This is a genomic window from Vibrio sp. M260112, from assembly GCF_036533775.1.
GTDB lineage: Bacteria > Pseudomonadota > Gammaproteobacteria > Enterobacterales > Vibrionaceae > Vibrio.
In genome coordinates this window covers 154,848-173,029 of the sequence record NZ_JATABH010000001.1, presented here as the reverse complement: position 1 = coordinate 173,029, position 18,182 = coordinate 154,848, and the positions used below count along the sequence as shown (strand labels likewise).

Below are 18,182 nucleotides of genomic sequence, written 5' to 3'. Positions count from 1 at the left end.
CATGTCAACGATAGATATACATCAACTCAGCACACAACAACTCAATGCCCTTATCTCGAAAGTGAAAGCCAACACGGAGAGTTCGACTCAGCCGCCACAGGCAGTGAGAGTGGTGGGTGACACCTACCCGGTCAGTGCGTCTCAGCAAAGCGTTTGGTTGGTATCTCAAGACCCAAGGGCGAGTGCGGCCTATAACATCACGATGAACCTGTTGGTGAAAGGAACGCTCGATGTGATCAAATTGGGTCGAGCGTTGGATGAAGTGGTACAACGCCATACCCCCCTAAGAACGGGCTACCGTTTTGATCCGAGTGTGGGGCAAGTTCAACAGTTTCTGTGTGAAACGGCCCCCTCATCGCTGCGTGTTGAAATGTTCGACGACGAGTCAGATTGGCAGAAACGTATAGTATCACAACTCAGCCAACCGCTTAATTTCGAGCAAGGTGAGGTTTACCGAGCTCGCGTGGCCAAATTGGGTGATGGCGAACATATCTTGAGCCTAGTGTTCCATCATATTGCGTTTGACGGCTGGTCGCTGGGTATTTTCCTTCACGAGTTAAAAGCGTTTTATCTTGGTGAGCAGGGGCAGTTGCCGCCGATCAGTAACGATTACATTGACGTTGCACCGAGCGCACAAGGTGCGAAAGGCGGTGCCGCCTTAGCGTATTGGCAGCAAAAACTCGCGAACGCGCCAGTGACTCGATTACCCGCAGAAACGTCCTTTGCATCGGAAAATGCAGAGGCATTTGAAGGGGCGGTGGTGAAGCATCGTTTAGGCGTGGAACTGGCTGATGCGCTGTCTGCGCGGGGCCACGCACTGGGCATGTCAAACTTTATGCTCTTTAGCGGTGCACTTCAATATTTGGTCGGTCGCTACAATGACACTCAAGAATCGGTGATTGGCTCCTACGTATCTGGACGTGACAAGTTAGAAAGCCAATCGTTGATCGGTTGTTTTGTCAATAACATCGTGTTGCGTCAAGTCTGGTGTGAATCAGATAGCATCCAAGCTTTTTTGGAAAAGGTGAAAACCACGGGGCTTGAAGCATTAGCCAATCAAGCCGCCCCATTTCCCGAGGTCGTTAAAACGATGGGTTGGCAAGGGGATAGTCACCCAATCTATCAGGTGGGGTTAGTCATGCAACCTGAGTCGGTTTCCTTGAGCAATTGGGGGGAACTTGAATTGACTGCTTTAGATTCAGAGAGCTCTTATGCTCATATGGATCTTGAAGTGTATGTATGGCCCAAAGGCGACGCTTTTGAACTGGTGCTTAATTACGATTGTTCACGGTATAGCGCACAGCGCATTCAGTGGCTGGCTGAGCACTATGAACGTGTTCTGACCACGTTGGCTACCGCACCGCTCACTAGCCCGCTGCAAGAGCTGGAGATTATTACTTCTGAGGAGCGAGCCGTGTTGAACACGCTCGATGGCCGTCGCCTTGAGTGTCCGGACCGATTGTCGTCGCTGGCGGTGCGACTGGCAGCCGACAGCGATGATCACATTGCTGTCATCGTAAGCGAAAATGCGTTCCGTTCTAGTGCGCTAACACGACGTGTCACATTGTGGATGGAGACGTTCGCTCACCGAGCGCTTCAGACGGGCGATCGAGTGGCATTTTGGGGAGAAAGGGGCTTCGAGCAACAGGCGTTGCTCGCCGCGTGTGCGCTATACGGTGTGACCTACGTGCCAATGGACAGTTCACTGCCGGAAACGCGTTGCCAGCAAATCCTTGAGGATGCACGTCCTAATCTATTGGTCGTAGCACCGGAGAGGTTATCTGACGCGCTAAGATGGACGCAGGTGGAAGTTGTCGCATTAGAAGCCACTGCGAACCCGAGCGCGAGTTTCGCTTCCTTGCACCAAGATCTTGAGCCAAGGAAACCAAGCGATGAGTTCGCGCTGTTGTATACTTCCGGGACGACGGGGACGCCTAAAGGTGCCTCTCTTTCAGTCGCCGCAGCGAATGCACGGCTTAACTTTGCGCAGGAAACCTTGACGACTTTGCCAAGCGATCGCGTGTTGCAACGAACGCCTTTGGGGTTTGTTGATGCTCTTTGGGAAGTGCTCGACACCATGATTTCGGGTGCGACGAGTGTAGTCGCTCTAGGGGATGAGGTCGCGAATGTATCGCGCTTGACTGCCGTGATTAGCGCACAGCGTGTCACAAAATTGTACGTTGTGCCAAGCTTGCTGCGCATGCTAAGTCTCGGTGAAGCGCACTTACCTTCAGTGCGACACCTATACTCGACGGCTGAACCTTTTTCTCTGTCTCTGCTGTCGGAAGTGCAAACGACGTTTTCTAACGCGACAGTTTTCAATCTGTACGGCTCGACAGAAGTCAATGACGTTACCTGGCTTAAGCTTTGTGCTAACAGTGTGAAACACGGGTACTTAGGACAAGTTGTTCCGGGGGCCGCCCTTCGCGTGGAGGATAGATTTGGCCGTGTCATGCCAATAGGTTGCCCTGGTGAGATTGTGATCAGTGGGCAACAGCAACTTCGCCATTACACTAACCACCCACAGCGTTCTGTACACAGCAAGAATCAGCATGAAAGTGGATTCAGAATGGCCGACGTCGCGACGGTGCTGCCGAATGGCCAACTGAGGTTGCTTGGTCGCCAAGATGGCATGGTGAAGATCCGAGGAAATCGCGTCGAGGTACTGGAAGTTCAGTTGGCCTTACGTGAGGCGACGGGTGACAGTGGGGCGGTGGTGTATTTTGCCGCTGAACAACAAGCGTTGATCGGCTGTTGGACGGGGGCCAAGTGTGCGGATCATGTTCGTCAACAGCTATTACAAGCATTGCCAAACTACATGGTGCCGTCTCAGTTGTACGCATTGAACCACCTGCCTTTGCTCCCTCACGGTAAAGTCAATATGGTCGCGTTGAAACAGTTGGTGGCTGAGGCACAGCGTTTGGTAGAGTCGCAAACCTCATCGGCAGAAACCGAGCAAGAACAAGCGTTGGCAGCGATCTATGCCCGCGCATTGCAAGTGAGGTGTTGCGCCATCGATAAAAATGTCTTTGATCTCGGCCTGTCCTCATTGGAACTGAATCAGGTTCAACATGACATCAACACCACCTTGGGGCTGGCGGTGGATGTCGTGACATTGTTGCAATACCCAACCATTCGGGCGCTTGCCAACCACCTTGATGGTTCAAAAGACCAAACCACCAAACCCGCTCGACGCGGGCAGCGCACCACGATAATGCGCAGAAGAACAAAGTAAGCCAAAGGAATCTCAAATGAATATCTACTCAAACGCATTGGCGGCCGACAATAATCTTGATGTTGAAGGCTTATTTACCAAAGGATTTGGTCAGTTTGATGACTGGATTGATGAAATGTGCCAACAGTTTTTGCACTCGAATGACAGTAGTGACCCGATACCAGTTAGTGAGCTCAAAACGCTGTTTACCGACACAACGTTTCCTGACCAGCAGCAATCGATGGGGCAGTATTTGGACGAATTTCAGCATCAGATCTTGCCACATTGTTCGCATCTGGCGTCACCCACTTACGTTGGGCACATGACGTCACCGTTGCCCAATTTTGTCAGCCAATTGTCACGCTTGGTCATGATCCTCAACCAGAACATGATGAAAATCGAGTCTTGTCGAGGACTTAATTTCCTTGAGCGACAGGTGTTAGCGATGTTGCACAAAGAAGTCTTCCATTTAGATGAAGAGGCCTATCAGCAAAGCGTTCAGGATGCCAACGTCAATTTTGGCTGTTTTACCAGTGGCGGGACCGTTGCTAACATCACCGCGATGTGGGTTGCTCGAAACCAACGCCAACAGAAGCTAAAGGTGTCTGGCTCACGAGGCGTGATCATTGGTTCAGAACTGATGCATTACTCGTTTGATAAAGCTGCAGATTTGCTGGGATTGGATTTGATAAGGCTCCCGTTTGATAATCAGTATTGTCTTTCACTTCCACACCTTAAAGAGGCGTTAAATCAAGCACAGTCGAATGGCCAGCCAGTTATCGCCTTGGTAGCTATTGCAGGAACCACCGATTTTGGGAGTATCGACCCGATTGCTGATATGGCCGAACTGGCGCGCGAGCAAGGGGCTCATTTACACGTCGATGGTGCGTGGGGAGGGGCGATGGTGTTGTGCGATGAAGGCAAAGCCATGTTGTCTGACATACACTTTGCCGACTCCGTTACCATTGATGGCCATAAGCAATTGATGACGCCAATTGGCTGCGGTCTGCTGTTAACGCGCGACGTGGTTACACTAGGCAATATCCGCAAAGAAGCGCCTTATGCCATTCGCAGTTCCTCGCTGGACCAAGGCCGCTTTACTCTCGAAGGCACACGACCGGCGATGGCTTTGTATCTGCACGCAGCTTTTCATCTTATTGGCAAGTCTGGTTACGGTGAGCTGCTGTCGAAAAGCTTAGCTAGAGCGAAAATGCTGGCTCAGATACTCAATGAGACACAAGAATTTGAGTTGGTTCATGAGCCCAAAATGAACTTAATGGTTTACCGTTATTTACCCCAAGGCTATCGAGGACGGGGGCTGACGGAGGAAGAAAACGAGTTTGTGAATACGTTTAACGTGGTCTTGCAGAAACGGCAACGCTCGCTGGGTAACACCTTTGTCTCACGTACCAAGCGCGTGACCAACCTTTATCCTGATCAGCCTCTGGTTCTGTTCCGCGCGGTCATGTTGAATCCGCTAACCACACGCACGCATTTACAGACAGTCATTGCTGATCAATTGGTGATTGCTGAGAGTCTCGAAAGGGAACTGCATGAGCAAGGCCTAGATCTCGGAGGCTTGCAGTGAGCGACCAAGCGATTGCAATCGTTGGGATGGCGGGTGTCTTTCCGCGCGCCAATAGTATCGAGGCACTTTGGCAACGATTGATCAATAAACAAGAGACGATCGAAACCATTGCTCGAAAGGACTTAGTGGGCAAGGTTGACCCCTCGTGGCTCGATCACCCTCACTATGTGCGTCGGGCATCGTGCCTAGAGGAACCCGGCTTGTTCGATGCGGGATTTTTTAATATCACGCCTGGCGAAGCAGAAATGATGGATCCCCAACAACGATGGTTTCTGCAGGTCTGTTGGCAAGCGTTAGAAAATGCCGGCTACCCTGAACCTGAAATGAAGGGCCTCAAAACAGGTGTGTTTGGCGGATGCTCGATCGGGACGTATTTTGCGAACAACATTATCGGTAATCCCAAATATGCAGACCGTGACCCTGTGAGTGTCATGATGGCCAATGATAAGGACTTTTTGTGTACACGCGTGGCGTATAAGCTGAACTTGACCGGTCCGGCGATCACTATCCAAACTGCTTGCTCTACCTCGTTGGTGGCGGTACATCAAGCGTGTCAGGCCTTATTGTCTGGTGAATGCGATCTTGCGTTAGCTGGTGGTGCGTCCGTTTCTGCTTATGGTCCGGTGGGCTATCTTTATTCCCCCCAGGGGATACGTTCGCACGATGGCCGTTGCAGACCGTTTGATCATCGTTCGTCGGGTACCTTGTTTGGTGATGGTGTGGGCGCTGTGACATTAAAACGCTTGGGGGATGCACTTTCTGATCAGGACTACATTTATGCGGTTGTGCAAGGGTCTGCGATCAACAATGATGGTGCGAGCAAGGCCGGTTTTACTGCCCCAAGTCTTGCAGGCCAAACCGAAGTCATTCAAGAAGCCATGCAGGTTGCGGGCATTGAGGCATGCGACATCCAGTTTGTTGAGGCACACGGTACCGCCACTGAATTGGGGGATCCGATGGAACTGTCTGCGCTCAAAGCGGCATATGGTGAGTGTGGTACGCAGCGGTGCGCGATTGGCTCTATCAAGTCCAATATTGGTCATTTAGACTGTGCCAGTGGCATAGCGGCGTTGATCAAAGCCGCAAAATCGCTTGAACAGCGAACGTTGCCAGCTACATTGCATTACGAAAAGCCCAACCCGCGCTTGGGCTTGGAATCGAGCCCGTTTTTTGTCAACGCGCACACTGTTCACTTACCTGTGTCGGGCGAGGTATTCGGCGCCGTCAGTGCGTTTGGTTTTGGCGGTACCAATGCCCATCTGGTGTTGTCTTCTGCGCCTGAATTGCCCCGCACTTTAAGAGGGCAGTGTGATGCGTAGCCCTGATCATTATATCTGGCAGTGGTCGACCCCAAGTCACTCTCAATCACTTGAGAGTGTGCGGATTTTTGAACAAGCAGCGCCATTTGAACAGCATTCTCTCCAAGACATTGAGTGGACATTGCGGCATACAAGAAAAGCCTTTTCCCATCGGGTAGCTTGCGTAGTCGAGCCCGACCGGCCAGTGAGGGAGGGATTGTCGCGACCTATTGTCGCCTCTACAACGAGCGAGCAATTGGTGTATGCGTTCACGGGGCAGGGCAGCCAGTTCTCTGGTATGGCGAGTGGGATCTATAATCACTACTCGGCCGCGCGAGCAGTGATTGACCAAGGGTGCGCGTACATCGAAAACCGGTACGGTGTGTCGTTACTTCCCCTATTAACTCAGCGCAGTGAAGCGAATGACGCGGTTCTACAGGACACCGCGATGGCGCAGCCTGCGTTATTTATTCTTGCCATGAGTTATTTGGCGTTGCTCGAACGCAGTCAGTTGTCTTGCGATGCTCTGGTGGGCCACAGCTTGGGTGAATTTGCAGTAGCGTGCTATGCAGGGGTATGGGATTACGAAACGGCTTTAAATGTGGTGTTTTTACGCGGGCGTTTGATGGGGAGCGCCCCATCTGGTGCGATGCTGGCTTGTCAGTTGTCCGATACCCAACTAGATGAGATTTTGGGGGGGGATTGGTCGCAGCGTATCGATTTGGCGGCCATCAACAGTCAGACCCAACTGGTGTTGAGCATTCCCGAGGTTGAGCTGAACTGGGTATTGGAGGCGTTACAGAGCAAAGCGGTCCGATACACGAGGTTAAAGACCTCACATGCGTATCACAGCCGAGCAATGACTCCGATCTTACCAGCGTTTTCCTCTGTCATTGAACAGTCGTGCCCTCAGCGTCCTTCGCGTACTTGGTACAGCAATGTGACGGGGACAGAGATTGATGTGCAGTGTGTGACGACTGCCCAATATTGGTGTGAACACCTGCGCCAGACGGTGCGATTTGGTGACGCTGTTACTAATATCGCCCGTGAGTACCCCAATGCGCTGTTTTTTGAAATCGGAGCCAAATCTCAACTGAGCCCCGCGATCAGCGAAGTGACCCAGTCGGTGGCGGGAGTGGCCAATGATCCGGAGCGTTCAGGTGAAAGCCAATGGCTGACGACGTTGGCCACATTATGGGTCTATGGTTTTGAGATCGATTGGCCTGCATGGCGTAGCAATGAAGGACGGCGGCTTCCGCTGCCTGGAATTGCGCTCGCACCACAACATTACTGGGCAGACACCAAAGCGACGGTCACGCAACCCGACGTGGTACAAGCTGCGCACAGTCAACCCGCGAACGCACCACCGAATGTCAAGATGCTATGGTCGACGATTTTAGGTATCGACGTTGAGAACCTGTCTGATGAAGACCACTTTTTTGCCTTAGGGGGCAGTTCGGTTGATTTACTGGATCTGGTGCGACAAATCAGCGCATCCGGCGGACAACTGTCTATTTCTGAGGCCTATCAATGCCTGCATCTACACGCGATGGAGGAAAAGGTTAACGGTGGTTGCCGCGGTGTACCCACCGATGCGCCGTCGCAACGCGATTGGATCCTGCCATTTGAATTGAGCCGACTCTCACCACAAGAGATAACACGCATCACAGAGCAATGGAAAACGCGAGGAGAAAACTGTGGAACTTTGGAATAGCAGGGTGTCGGACGCGTTTCCGTTGACGGCAATGCAGTCGGCTATCCTCAATCAATCGTTACAATCGAAAGACGTACTGTACATTGAGCAATTAGTGGTCGAGATCAAGGGAGACTATCACGTCGAATATAATCAGCAAGCTTGGCAAGCGGTGGTGGATGCGCATCCCGCGCTGCGTACCCGTCTCTATTATTCGGGGTTGAACGAACCCCACCAAGTGGTACTCAAACCCTCTCGACACGCGATTCCCTGGACGTTCCATGACTTCAGAAACGCTGCTTTCGATATCCACCAATACGCCGAGCAAGACAAAGCCAAAGGCGTCGAACTGGAGAATGCACCTTTGTGGCGTGTTGCCGTGTTCCAAGTCGCGGACGACCACTACTACATGCTGGTTACGGTGCATCATTTGATCATCGATGGCTGGTCATTTGGCGTGTTGGCCAAAGAGCTTGCTGAGGTGTATGCCAGTCTATCGGCTAGTAAAAACGTGCAGTTGCCACCGGCACCGTCACTCGCCCACCATATCAAACGCGTGTCGTTGACTGATAGCGCGGCGACTACGGCATTTTGGCGAGATAAGTTAAAGGGCTTTGAAGTAGGGAAAGGGCTTGATGCACAGCAGGGGCATTCGGGATCTGGTCAAGCCAGTATTGAAGTGCTGCGCTCTAAGGCATGGCGCGATGAGCTTCAAGCAGGATGTCAGGCATTAGCGATCACTGAAAGCAGCTTGTTTCAAAGTGCGTGCAGCTTAGTTTTGGCGCGCTGGACGCATGATAATGACGTGGTGCTCGGTATGACCACGGTGATGAGATCGTTAGATCAGTATGATGAATCCCGTATCTTAGGCCCTTTGTTGAATACTCTGCCTCAGGCGTGGCGTTTTGACTGGTCTCAGTCGTGCAGTGCGTATCTGAAAGCACGCCATCAGGAGTTGAGTGCGAGTTTTCAACATAACCAATTGCCACTGAGCGATATCATGGCCGCGGCTAATTGGGAAGCAGGGTTGACGCCGTTTCAGGTATTAACGGTGTTTCAGTATGAAGGGCAAGTGGCCACGGACGAGTCATCGATGCCATTTCAAGTGTCGCCAGTGCTTGTTGAAGAGTCGGTCGGTTATCCTATGGCGATCTACGCATGGCCTGGTGAGTCGTTCAAAATCCAACTGAGATACGAGGCTTCACGCTGGAGTCCGGCGTTGATCACCGTGTTGGCGGATGCGGTCTGTGACGTCATGGTATCGCTGGTTCGCAACGGTGATCAGCCGCTGGGTGAACTGACGACCTCCGTTTCATCACCCCCAAGTCTGGCAAGCCAAAGTGAGACACCCCCACCGCTTGTCGGTCAGCGTTTAAGGGAACTGGTGTCCACTCAGCCTGAGTCGATCTTCATGGAAGACGCAATCTCAGGGCAGACATTCAGCTATGCTGCGGCTTGGCATGCGATCATGGGTCTTAAGGTCTTATTGGCTGAGCATGGGGTTAAAAAAGGACAGGTCGTGGCTTGCTTCAGTCGCAATGAGCCGCAATCAATTCTGCAGATGTTGGCGGTCATGGAGATTGGCGCTTGTTACTTGGGTCTTGATGTGCAATACCCAGAGCAGCGAGTGATGGATATGCTGTCCGACAGCGGAGCCGATCTTCTGCTGTTCCACAAGCAGCTCCCCTTTGGTTTGAACGACTATTGTTTGCAGCATCACATTCGCGTGATTAACGTCGCTGAAGCCTGCACGTCTAGTCAAATATCACCAAGCGTTACTGTCATTGAGCGCGATGACGTAGCCTATATGATTTACACTTCTGGGACGACGGGCAAACCCAAAGCCTCGCTAAACACCCATGATGGGCTAGCCAGTCGGTTGGCCTTCCTGTCCTCTACGATGATTTCATCTCACCGATTGTTGCAGTGTTCAGGGATGAGTTTTGATGCCGTGGTCCTTGAAGTGCTAATGTTGTTGTCGAGTGGTGGGACGCTGGTGTTTGATGATATTGACTCTGTGCGCAACCCGCAGTCGATCACAACACTGATTCAGTTGCATCGGATCACGATGATGTTCCTGCCACCCGCGCTACTGACTCATGTGGCGTTGAATGATGTTAAGCAACTTTCCTGGGTTGGGGTAGGCGGTGATCGTTGCCCGCCAGCTTTGGCTAAGGCGTGGGCTGCCCGAGGTCAGTTTTATAATTTTTATGGCCCTTCTGAAGCAAGCATTTTCTGTGTGGTCAACGCGGTCCATGATACGCATCAGTATGACAGCATTGGCTTAGCGTTACCTGACGTGCAACTTGAACTGGTCGATCAGTGTGGTCAGCCAGTACCTGCGGGGGTTTCCGGCGAGTTGCTTATTGGCGGGGTGGGCGTGGCAAAGGGGTATCATCACAGGGCTAGTTTGTCGTTGGAGCGATTTGTGTCTCGCCCTGGGTCAATGTGCTATCGAAGTGGTGACCAGTGCCAAAGAGATGATGACGGTATGATTTCAATTCTGGGTCGGCTTGATGCTCAGATAAAAATCCGGGGTGTACGCGTTGAACTGTCTGAACTTGAGCAGGCATTGGCAGCGTGTCGAACGGTTAAAGAGGCGCGAGTCATTCCAAGTACGCAAGAGGGGCAGGTAGAGGCGCTGCATGCGTTTTATCTTACAGAAGATAACCGTCCGATCTCGAGTGAGGTGTTGCGCCAAGATCTTTCCCTTCGCTTACCAAATGCGGTGATTCCATCAACGTTTACGTCTCTGCCAGCTTGGCCGCTGACCGCAAACAACAAAATCGATCTGACTGAGCTGGCCGCACGGATAAAACGCAAGCATGAATCACTCATTCCGGGCAGTGATATTGAGCAACAACTGGTGTCTGTGCTGGAGCATGTGTTGCAAAGCAAAGTAACTTCGCTGGCCGACAGTTTTTTCGCGATTGGGGGCAGCTCGCTGCAGGTAGCGCAATGTGTGAGTCAACTGAGAGAGGTGTTCGGGGTGGAAGTGGCGATGAACGAATTTTATCAACTGCCCTCTATGCAGGCACTGGCCGACTGGCTCCAACTGAGACAGCAAGGGCATGAGCCGCCTCTCGCGGACATCGTGACTCAGTATGATCTCGATGAGGAATCGGTGTTGGCGCCAGACATCGATTGCCAAGGGCTACCCTTGGCTAAAGATGGTGATTGGCTGCTGACTGGCGCGACAGGCTTTGTTGGTGCGCATTTATGCGCGAGTATTTTAAGAAATACGTCGAAACAGGTGGTGTGTCTAGTTCGTGCCCAAGATGCATTACAGGGTTTGGAGCGGGTAAAACGTCAGTTAATGGCGTTGAAGTTGTGGTGTGATGAGTATCAGGGCCGAATGTCGATTGTCGTCGGTGACTTATCTTTGCCCCAGTTGGGGTTAAGCGCCGATAGCTGGGATCGATTGGCACAGTCCGTCAGCCATATTGTCCACTGTGGCGCATGGGTAAACTTTGCGTACCCTTATGGTCTTCTCAAACAGGCGAATGTGGAGGCCACGCGCTCGCTACTGGAGCTGGCCTCGACGTCAACGCACAAATCAATGGATTTCGTCTCGACCATGAGTTTGCTCTCTGCGGCTTCGGATCTGACGTATGTGTCTGAATCTACCCCTATGCCGAATTGGCCATATTTGATTGGGGGATACAATCAGAGTAAATGGGTGGCAGAGCAATTGTGTTTGCAAGCGCAGTCACGTGGCATTGATGTGTCGATTTATCGGTTGGCGAGTATGGCTGGCGATCAAAAAACAGGCATCAATAACGAAAAAGACATCATTTGGCGATCGGTTCAGGCGTGTGATTTGTTGGGTGCGTATCCAGAATCGGGGGCCTTGGCTGATCTGACGATGACTGATGAAGTGGCTGATGTATTGGTCCGTGCTAAGGTCGATGCATTTCGCCGCCCAGTCTGGCATATGAATCAGCCTGAGCCGGTCTCTTGGTCGAGCCTCTATCAACAGACGTATGTGAAAGGCAAGGCATTGTCACCGCTGGCTGCTTCGTTGTGGCGCGAGGCTTTGTTGGCCAAACTCGATCAGTACCCTGAACTGAGCAATCTGGTGCCATATACAGTTGAAGATGATGAGGTCGCTCGGCAAGTGCCTTTAGTGGCGGACTGTTGCCTAACGCAAGGCTACATTGACGAGCTGGGCCTCTCATTGTCAGCCGTCGACCCCGTGATCTTTTCTCAATATGCGGAAGTACTGACGCCTATCGGACCAAAGAGTTGAACGATTCGGGGCTAAGAAATAACCAAAATACAACGGGCGATTGGTCATCGCTCGTTTTTGTATTCTAAACGCTACCTCAAGTGATAAAACGCCTCCCGATTCTGAATGGTAATTATTCTCGATTGAAAAGATAATCGCACACCATGGATATTTTAAGCAAAAGATAATAGAGGCGAGGGCGAAAATCGATGAGTTCACAATGGAAATTGGATGATCCACTGAATCAATCCAAAGTTAATCTCCACTTTCAAGCGTGGGTTCGTTTTATCATTCGGTTCCGGTACTGGGTGATCTTCGCTACGGTGTTGCTCGTGGCGGGTCTCTTTACCCGGTTGGAAACCTTGACCTTCGATAACAGTAACGAGAGCTTTCTCCCAGTTAACTCCTCCTTGATTAAGGATATGGAACGTTTCAAAGCGACCTTCGGCAATGAGGACACTTTGGTTTTGGCGATGCCCCTTTCTAAAACGGCGCCTGAGACGACAATTGCTCAACTGAATCAACTGACTCAGGAACTGGAAACGTCCGTCCCTTATGTCCGCGCCGCGACGGGCATTAATAATCTCGAGAAAATGCGCTCAGTCGGCGACGGCGCGATCGTGATTGATACTTATCTATCTGGGGCGGAATCAACCTCACAACTGCTCGAGAAAATCCATCAGCTATCCCAAGATGAGTTGTATCAAGGCCTGTTTGTATCGGGAGGTGGTCAGTTTTTAGGCGTGTTGGTGGAACTGTACCCATACCCGGCCAGCGAAGTGGATCCGCGTAAAAACATCGCTCCAGCCATTGCTACATTGCTCGAAAAAGACGCATATCGTGACCTTGGGATTATCGCTGTGGGTGACCCTATTTTTGACGCCGAAATGGAGCAGATCAGTAACGAAGAAACGGGAACCCTGTGGCTGATAGCGCTTGTGTTAGAGATGCTGATCATTGCCTATTTTACCCGTTCCGTCCGACTGACTTGGGTACCGATCTTAGTAATGGCATTGGCGAACATTGCGGTGTTCGGTTTGATAAGTTTTATCGGTTGGAAATTGACGTTCTTCGTCACGATTGTGCCGAGCCTGATCATGTGTATTGGTATGGCAGACTGTATTCACATCGGTTGTGCGTATCAAGATGAGCTCGCGAGTGGCAAATCGAAGAATGACGCGTTAGTGTCCGGTAGTGCGAAAGTGGCGCTGCCGTGTTTCCTGACGACCTTAACGACAGCGATTGGTTTTCTTTCTTTTCAAGGAACGGAGATCGTTCCGATTGGCCAATTGGGTGTCTATTGCGCCATAGGCGTGTTTGTCGCGTTAGCATTCAGTTACTGTTTGGTTCCTTCGCTGCTTTCGTTCGGTACTAAGCCGATTTCAGCCATGAATCGTCGCAAAAAAGACTGGATTGATGTGAGTTTAGAGAAATTGGCCGAAAGCGTGATCCGAGTACCTAAAGCATGGGCAGCGGGATTTTTAGCCAGTTCGTTGGTAATGGCGGCAGGGATAGCTTTTGTCAGCTTAGACACTAGCCCAATAGAAAACCTATCACCGAGGACGGAGCTGCGTCAAAAGGCAGATTTCATTGACCAGAATATGGGTGGTGCCATGACATTGGACATTGTTCTGAGCAGCAATGACGACACCTCGTTACTGACCGTTGATATTCTGAAACGTGTAGAGGTACTCGTTGCAGAAATTAAAACTAACCCACATGTGGTGACCGCGCGTTCTATCGTGGACATCGTCAAAGAGTCAAATCGTGTTCTACTGCCTGAACAAGGGGCGGCATTACCGACACAACAAGGCACCCTGTCAGATTTCCTCTTCCTGTATGAAATGGGTGGAGGCGAGATGTTGGATCAATTTGTTAGTTTTGATTCTAAGCAGATACGTATTGCGGTGCGTACCCGAGCCGTGTCGACGGAACAAAGTCACGCCATCATTCAGCAGGTTGAATCGTATGTGTCTACCGCGTTCGACGCAAACATCAAAGCCTCAGTAACGGGCCCTATCGTCCACATAAAGGAAACCTCGGACTACCTATATAAAGGCCAGTTTGACAGTTTTATTTGGGCGTTTTTAGCGATTTCTCTGGTGTTGATTGTGATGTTGAAGTCTTGGTCATTAGGCCTTCTGTCACTGCTACCCAACGTCTTACCCATTTTGGTCTCTGTAGGGTTGATGGGTTGGTTAGATATGCCGCTTAGCCAATCGTTAATCATTTTCTCGCCGTTGATTCTGGGTGTCGCGGTGGATGACACTATCCATTTCCTCAGTCGATTCAAAGTCGCGTTCGACCAAGAGGGAGATTACGCTGAGGCGATTCGATATGCCATCACTAAAGCGGGACGACCATTGGTGTTTACCACCACTATACTGAGCACTGGTTTTTCAGTCCTGACCTTATCTGTACTCAATGAGAGCGTCATATTTGGTTATATGTCCGGTATGGCGTTCTCGTGGGCGCTAATGGCTGATCTGATCTTACTCCCCGCCTTGTTGCTCATTTTCAAGCCCATGAAAACCACGCAGCCGCTGAACTTGGTTCAAGCAAATAGATAAAGGAAAATAACATGCAATTAAAACTGAATGTTTTACTGCTCACACTGTTAGCGCCTCTGGCGATGGCGGCACCGAGTGGAGAACAGGTCATGACCTGGTTGGACACGGCAGAATCCAGTCGTGACGTTACTCAAGACATGATCATGTTGATTAAGCGAGACGAGCAGATCTTGAAACGTGTGCTTAAGAGTGAATCGATACGCACAAAACAAGGGCGCAAATCTTTCATGGAGTTCTCACTACCCGCAGAAGTTCAGGGCACTCGATATTTAACCTGGTCGTATGATGCCCCCAAAATGGTGGACGACATGTGGTTGTATCTACCTAACGCAAATTTAACCCGCCGAATTTCAGGATCTGCCAACAAAGGCACCTTTATGCGCAGTGATTTGATTAACGAAGATCTTCAAAGCCGCTCCGTTCAGGATGACGCCCATACTTTGTTGAGAATGGAGGAGTGTGGCGATGTGCAGTGTTATGTGGTCGAAAGTGTCCCGTATGACGCCAAGCGCTCATCGTATCAAAAGCGCGTTACCTGGGTTAGAGAAGATATTCACTTGGTGCATAAGATGGAGCGTTATTCGAAGCAGGGCGAGCTTTTGAAGACAACATGGTATGGAGAGCACAAGCAATTTGGTAATTACTGGATGGCGCAGAAAATGATCACTAAGAGTGCGGTCAGTGAAAGCGAGACCCTGATTGAGTTCAAGAATATCCAAGTCAATGTCGGGCTTAACGAAGCAGACTTTTCTCAAAGCAGGTTGTAGTGAACAAGTGGTTACTTTTGTCGGTCATCAGTACCGGAGTTTATGCAGATGATCCTTTCGCCAGCTTCGACGATGTGGCGGTAGAGTCGAGTGCATCGAGTGTAGGAATGACGGGCTATGCCCAGTCATCCATGCAATACCTGCTGCGATCCAGTGAGTGGGGAAGTATGCGTCAGCGCATTTGGCTAGAGCCTTACTATCGACCAGACCATGGGAGGTTTGCCGTAGAAAGTACATTCTCGATAGATTGGGATCCAGCGGTTGGCGCGAGGGAGAATGCCAAAGAGTGGGAGCTTGAAGTACGCGAATTCTATGGCTCGATAATGCAATCTCAGCGAACTATCACGTTTGGCAAACAAATGATGATTTGGGGCTCAGGTAGTGCTTTATCCCAAGGCGCTTATTTCAACCCAACAGACAGTTCAGATCCTTTGGCATCCGGGCTGGCGGTAAACAATCTCGCTACGACAGCAATACGCTGGAGAGAGTACGTGGGTAATGATGTCTTCGATCTTATTGTTACCGCTGAGCCCAGTGTCAGCACATTGGCTAAGAAAGGTTCGATGTGGGATCGTGCACCGCCTATCGTGCGAGAGGCGTTCGAATGCGAGTCTTTTGATGAACCCGTCGAGTTTGGGCTTGGTTACAAAATCAACCGAATCGGTTTCGACCTGTTTGTCGGCGGGGCATATGTTTATCAAGATGACCCTGCGATAGTGCAACAGTCCCATGGCGTGAGACTCGAACGCGACAAATCCGCTAGTGCCTTTGTCCAATACAACGTCAATTATTGGAATGGAGTGGCGCAACTGCAGGCACGCTATGATCAGAATTTACGTGTGGTGAACACTCGTCAGGTGATCGAATCGGTTGAGCAGTGGAATTTATTGGCGGGTTGGAGTGGTTATCTTCGAGAGATCAGCACCGAAGTTGATGTCTTGTTGTCTCGTCACACTAACGGCAAAGTCATCCCGCAATTAAGTCAGAACTACCATTATGAGTGGGCGCAAGGCGTCTGGGCTGCCGATGTGGGAGGGGTGTATAACTTTTACGATCACTCTAGTCTTCTGGAAATCAAACTCAGTTATAAGCCGTCTGATAGCTTGGAGTACTCACTCGGTTACAACGGTTTTTATGGCGACATGCGCAGTAACTATGGGGCATTCAAAGCCAATACAATGGCTGTCGCACGCCTAAATGTTTATTTCTAGTCACGGTCGGTGACAACACTCAACTATGCATATCAAGAAGGGATCAATGTGAATACTCAGTGGCTGAGATGTTATAAGGTGAACCCAAACGCGAAGGTGAGACTGATCTGCTTTCCATACGCGGGGGGAAGTGCCTCTGTTTTTCATCCGTGGTTACAATGGCTGCCGGAATGGGTTGAACTGCACGCCGTTCAACTACCAGGCCGAGCGGAGCGAATCGTAGAACCTCACATCAACACCATGCAGGAATATATTAGTGGAGTTAAAGCTGAATTGATCGCATTGACCGATAAACCCTACCTGCTGTTTGGTCATAGCATGGGTGCTTTAGCCGCTTTCGAGGCATTGGTTATGGTACATCAAACAAGGTTACCTATGCCTGAACGTTGTGTTTTTTCCGCTGCCTTGGCTCCAAACCGTCCACGTCGAATGAAGCCCATCAGTGAGTTACCGCAACAAGCATTTATCGAAGAGCTTAAAAAACTGAACGGCACACCTGAGCAAGTATTTAACTCACCAGGTCTGATCGATTTCTGTTTGCCTTACATTCGGGCCGATTTTTCCGTGGTTGAACGTTTTGAGACAGGATTTTTGGGTCAATTACCGAGTCACTCGACGGTCATTTATGGTTCTGAAGACAAAATGACGGAACAGGACATGCAAGAATGGCAATCTTTTTTCTCCAACGAAATCAAAATCACGGCGTACATAGGAGACCATTTCTTTATTCATGATGACGAAAACATCAAAGCGGTGATTCACGAATTGCTCTATGGGGTCTTGCCTTTGACGAGCAAAACTAACAGGGAGGATCGCGGTGTTACTTCCGATTGTGTCCTCACGTAAGCTGATGAGCCATTTGGTTCTTGAAAAAGAGAAGCCTTTTGTCGATTTTATTGAATCTTTTCACAGGCATGAGTTTGCTGAATATTATCCTGACATCCGTGTCTATACTTGCCAATACAAAGTGGGGAAGTTCTGTGGCGATATCTATGAAAAATTACCGTTTGATGAACCCGAACATATACGCAATGCTGTTATAAAACGTCGAGCGGAGTTTCTGGCGGGCAGAATTGCAGCGATGGTGGCGTTGGAATCATTAGCTGCTCGTGAAGTTAGGGTTGCAATTGGTCCTCATCGAAACCCTATTTGGCCTGAGGGGTATCTAGGATCTATTACTCATACGAGCACAAACGCGATTGCTGTCGTTGCACCTAAAGGGAGCGTAACTTATTTGGGTATCGACCACGAAACTATGATCCCAATCAATGTAGCGACTAGAATCGCGCCTCAGATCCTGACTAGTGAAGAGATGGAACTTTACTATCAACTGAGTATTGGTTTTGACCAATTTTGTACCATAGTGTTTTCGATTAAAGAAAGCGTGTTTAAAGCTGTTTATCCGAAAGTAGAGCGATACTTAGACTTTAGTGAAGCAAAAGTTACCGATATCTGTTTTGAAAAGCGAGAATTTCGCGCTGAACTGTGCTCGGGACAATGGTGCGGTGACTTAAAAAAAGGAAAAGTGTTAAAAGGTCACTTTCGAGTGGCTGATGCATACGTTAGCACGATTGTTTGCACAAATTAAATACTCTATAACGTAGGCGGTTTGT

Annotated in this window: 10 protein-coding genes; all 10 read left to right on the top strand. The window is 50.2% G+C overall.

What is annotated here, in order from left to right:
• Window position 1: 1 nt before the first annotated feature.
• Window positions 2-3,235 (top strand): condensation domain-containing protein, encoded by a 3,234-nt coding sequence (locus tag QTN95_RS00695; RefSeq protein ID WP_331415972.1) that lies wholly within the window; start codon window positions 2-4, stop codon window positions 3,233-3,235.
• A 16-nt stretch (window positions 3,236-3,251) separates the two neighbouring features.
• Window positions 3,252-4,802: an aminotransferase class V-fold PLP-dependent enzyme gene (locus QTN95_RS00690; RefSeq protein WP_331415971.1), complete on the top strand. Its 1,551-nt coding sequence runs from the start codon at window positions 3,252-3,254 to the stop codon at window positions 4,800-4,802.
• Complete coding sequence (locus tag QTN95_RS00685; RefSeq protein ID WP_331415970.1) at window positions 4,799-6,121, top strand: polyketide synthase; 1,323 nt, start codon at window positions 4,799-4,801, stop codon at window positions 6,119-6,121. Before QTN95_RS00690 ends, QTN95_RS00685 begins: the two co-directional genes overlap by 4 nt.
• 196 nt (window positions 6,122-6,317) lie before the next feature.
• Complete coding sequence (locus QTN95_RS00680; protein WP_331415969.1) at window positions 6,318-7,814, top strand: acyltransferase domain-containing protein; 1,497 nt, start codon at window positions 6,318-6,320, stop codon at window positions 7,812-7,814.
• Window positions 7,798-12,042, top strand: a complete 4,245-nt coding sequence (locus tag QTN95_RS00675) for a thioester reductase domain-containing protein (protein WP_331415968.1) — start codon at window positions 7,798-7,800, stop codon at window positions 12,040-12,042. Before QTN95_RS00680 ends, QTN95_RS00675 begins: the two co-directional genes overlap by 17 nt.
• 188 nt (window positions 12,043-12,230) lie before the next feature.
• The gene (locus tag QTN95_RS00670) at window positions 12,231-14,591 is read left to right on the top strand and encodes an efflux RND transporter permease subunit (protein ID WP_331415967.1); all 2,361 of its coding nucleotides are present in this window, start codon (window positions 12,231-12,233) and stop codon (window positions 14,589-14,591) included.
• A gap of 11 nt (window positions 14,592-14,602) precedes the next feature.
• Window positions 14,603-15,358 carry an outer membrane lipoprotein-sorting protein gene (locus QTN95_RS00665; protein WP_331415966.1) on the top strand — a complete coding sequence of 252 codons (756 nt, stop codon included), beginning with the start codon at window positions 14,603-14,605 and terminating at the stop codon, window positions 15,356-15,358.
• The gene (locus tag QTN95_RS00660) at window positions 15,358-16,569 is read left to right on the top strand and encodes a hypothetical protein (RefSeq protein WP_331415965.1); all 1,212 of its coding nucleotides are present in this window, start codon (window positions 15,358-15,360) and stop codon (window positions 16,567-16,569) included. The genes QTN95_RS00665 and QTN95_RS00660 overlap by 1 nt, the downstream gene beginning before the upstream one ends.
• Before the next feature lie 78 nt (window positions 16,570-16,647).
• Complete coding sequence (locus QTN95_RS00655) at window positions 16,648-17,415, top strand: thioesterase II family protein (protein ID WP_331415964.1); 768 nt, start codon at window positions 16,648-16,650, stop codon at window positions 17,413-17,415.
• Window positions 17,387-18,157 (top strand): 4'-phosphopantetheinyl transferase family protein, encoded by a 771-nt coding sequence (locus tag QTN95_RS00650; RefSeq protein WP_331415963.1) that lies wholly within the window; start codon window positions 17,387-17,389, stop codon window positions 18,155-18,157. The genes QTN95_RS00655 and QTN95_RS00650 overlap by 29 nt, the downstream gene beginning before the upstream one ends.
• The last annotated feature ends 25 nt before the right edge of the window (window positions 18,158-18,182 follow it).

Bases quoted from the DNA above. Each gene is read 5' to 3' on its own strand.
- QTN95_RS00695 (WP_331415972.1), top strand. From the start codon at position 2: ATGTCAACGATAGATATACATCAACTCAGCACACAACAACTCAATGCC.
- QTN95_RS00690 (WP_331415971.1), top strand. From the start codon at position 3,252: ATGAATATCTACTCAAACGCATTGGCGGCCGACAATAATCTTGATGTT.
- QTN95_RS00670 (WP_331415967.1), top strand. From the start codon at position 12,231: ATGAGTTCACAATGGAAATTGGATGATCCACTGAATCAATCCAAAGTT.
- QTN95_RS00665 (WP_331415966.1), top strand. From the start codon at position 14,603: ATGCAATTAAAACTGAATGTTTTACTGCTCACACTGTTAGCGCCTCTG.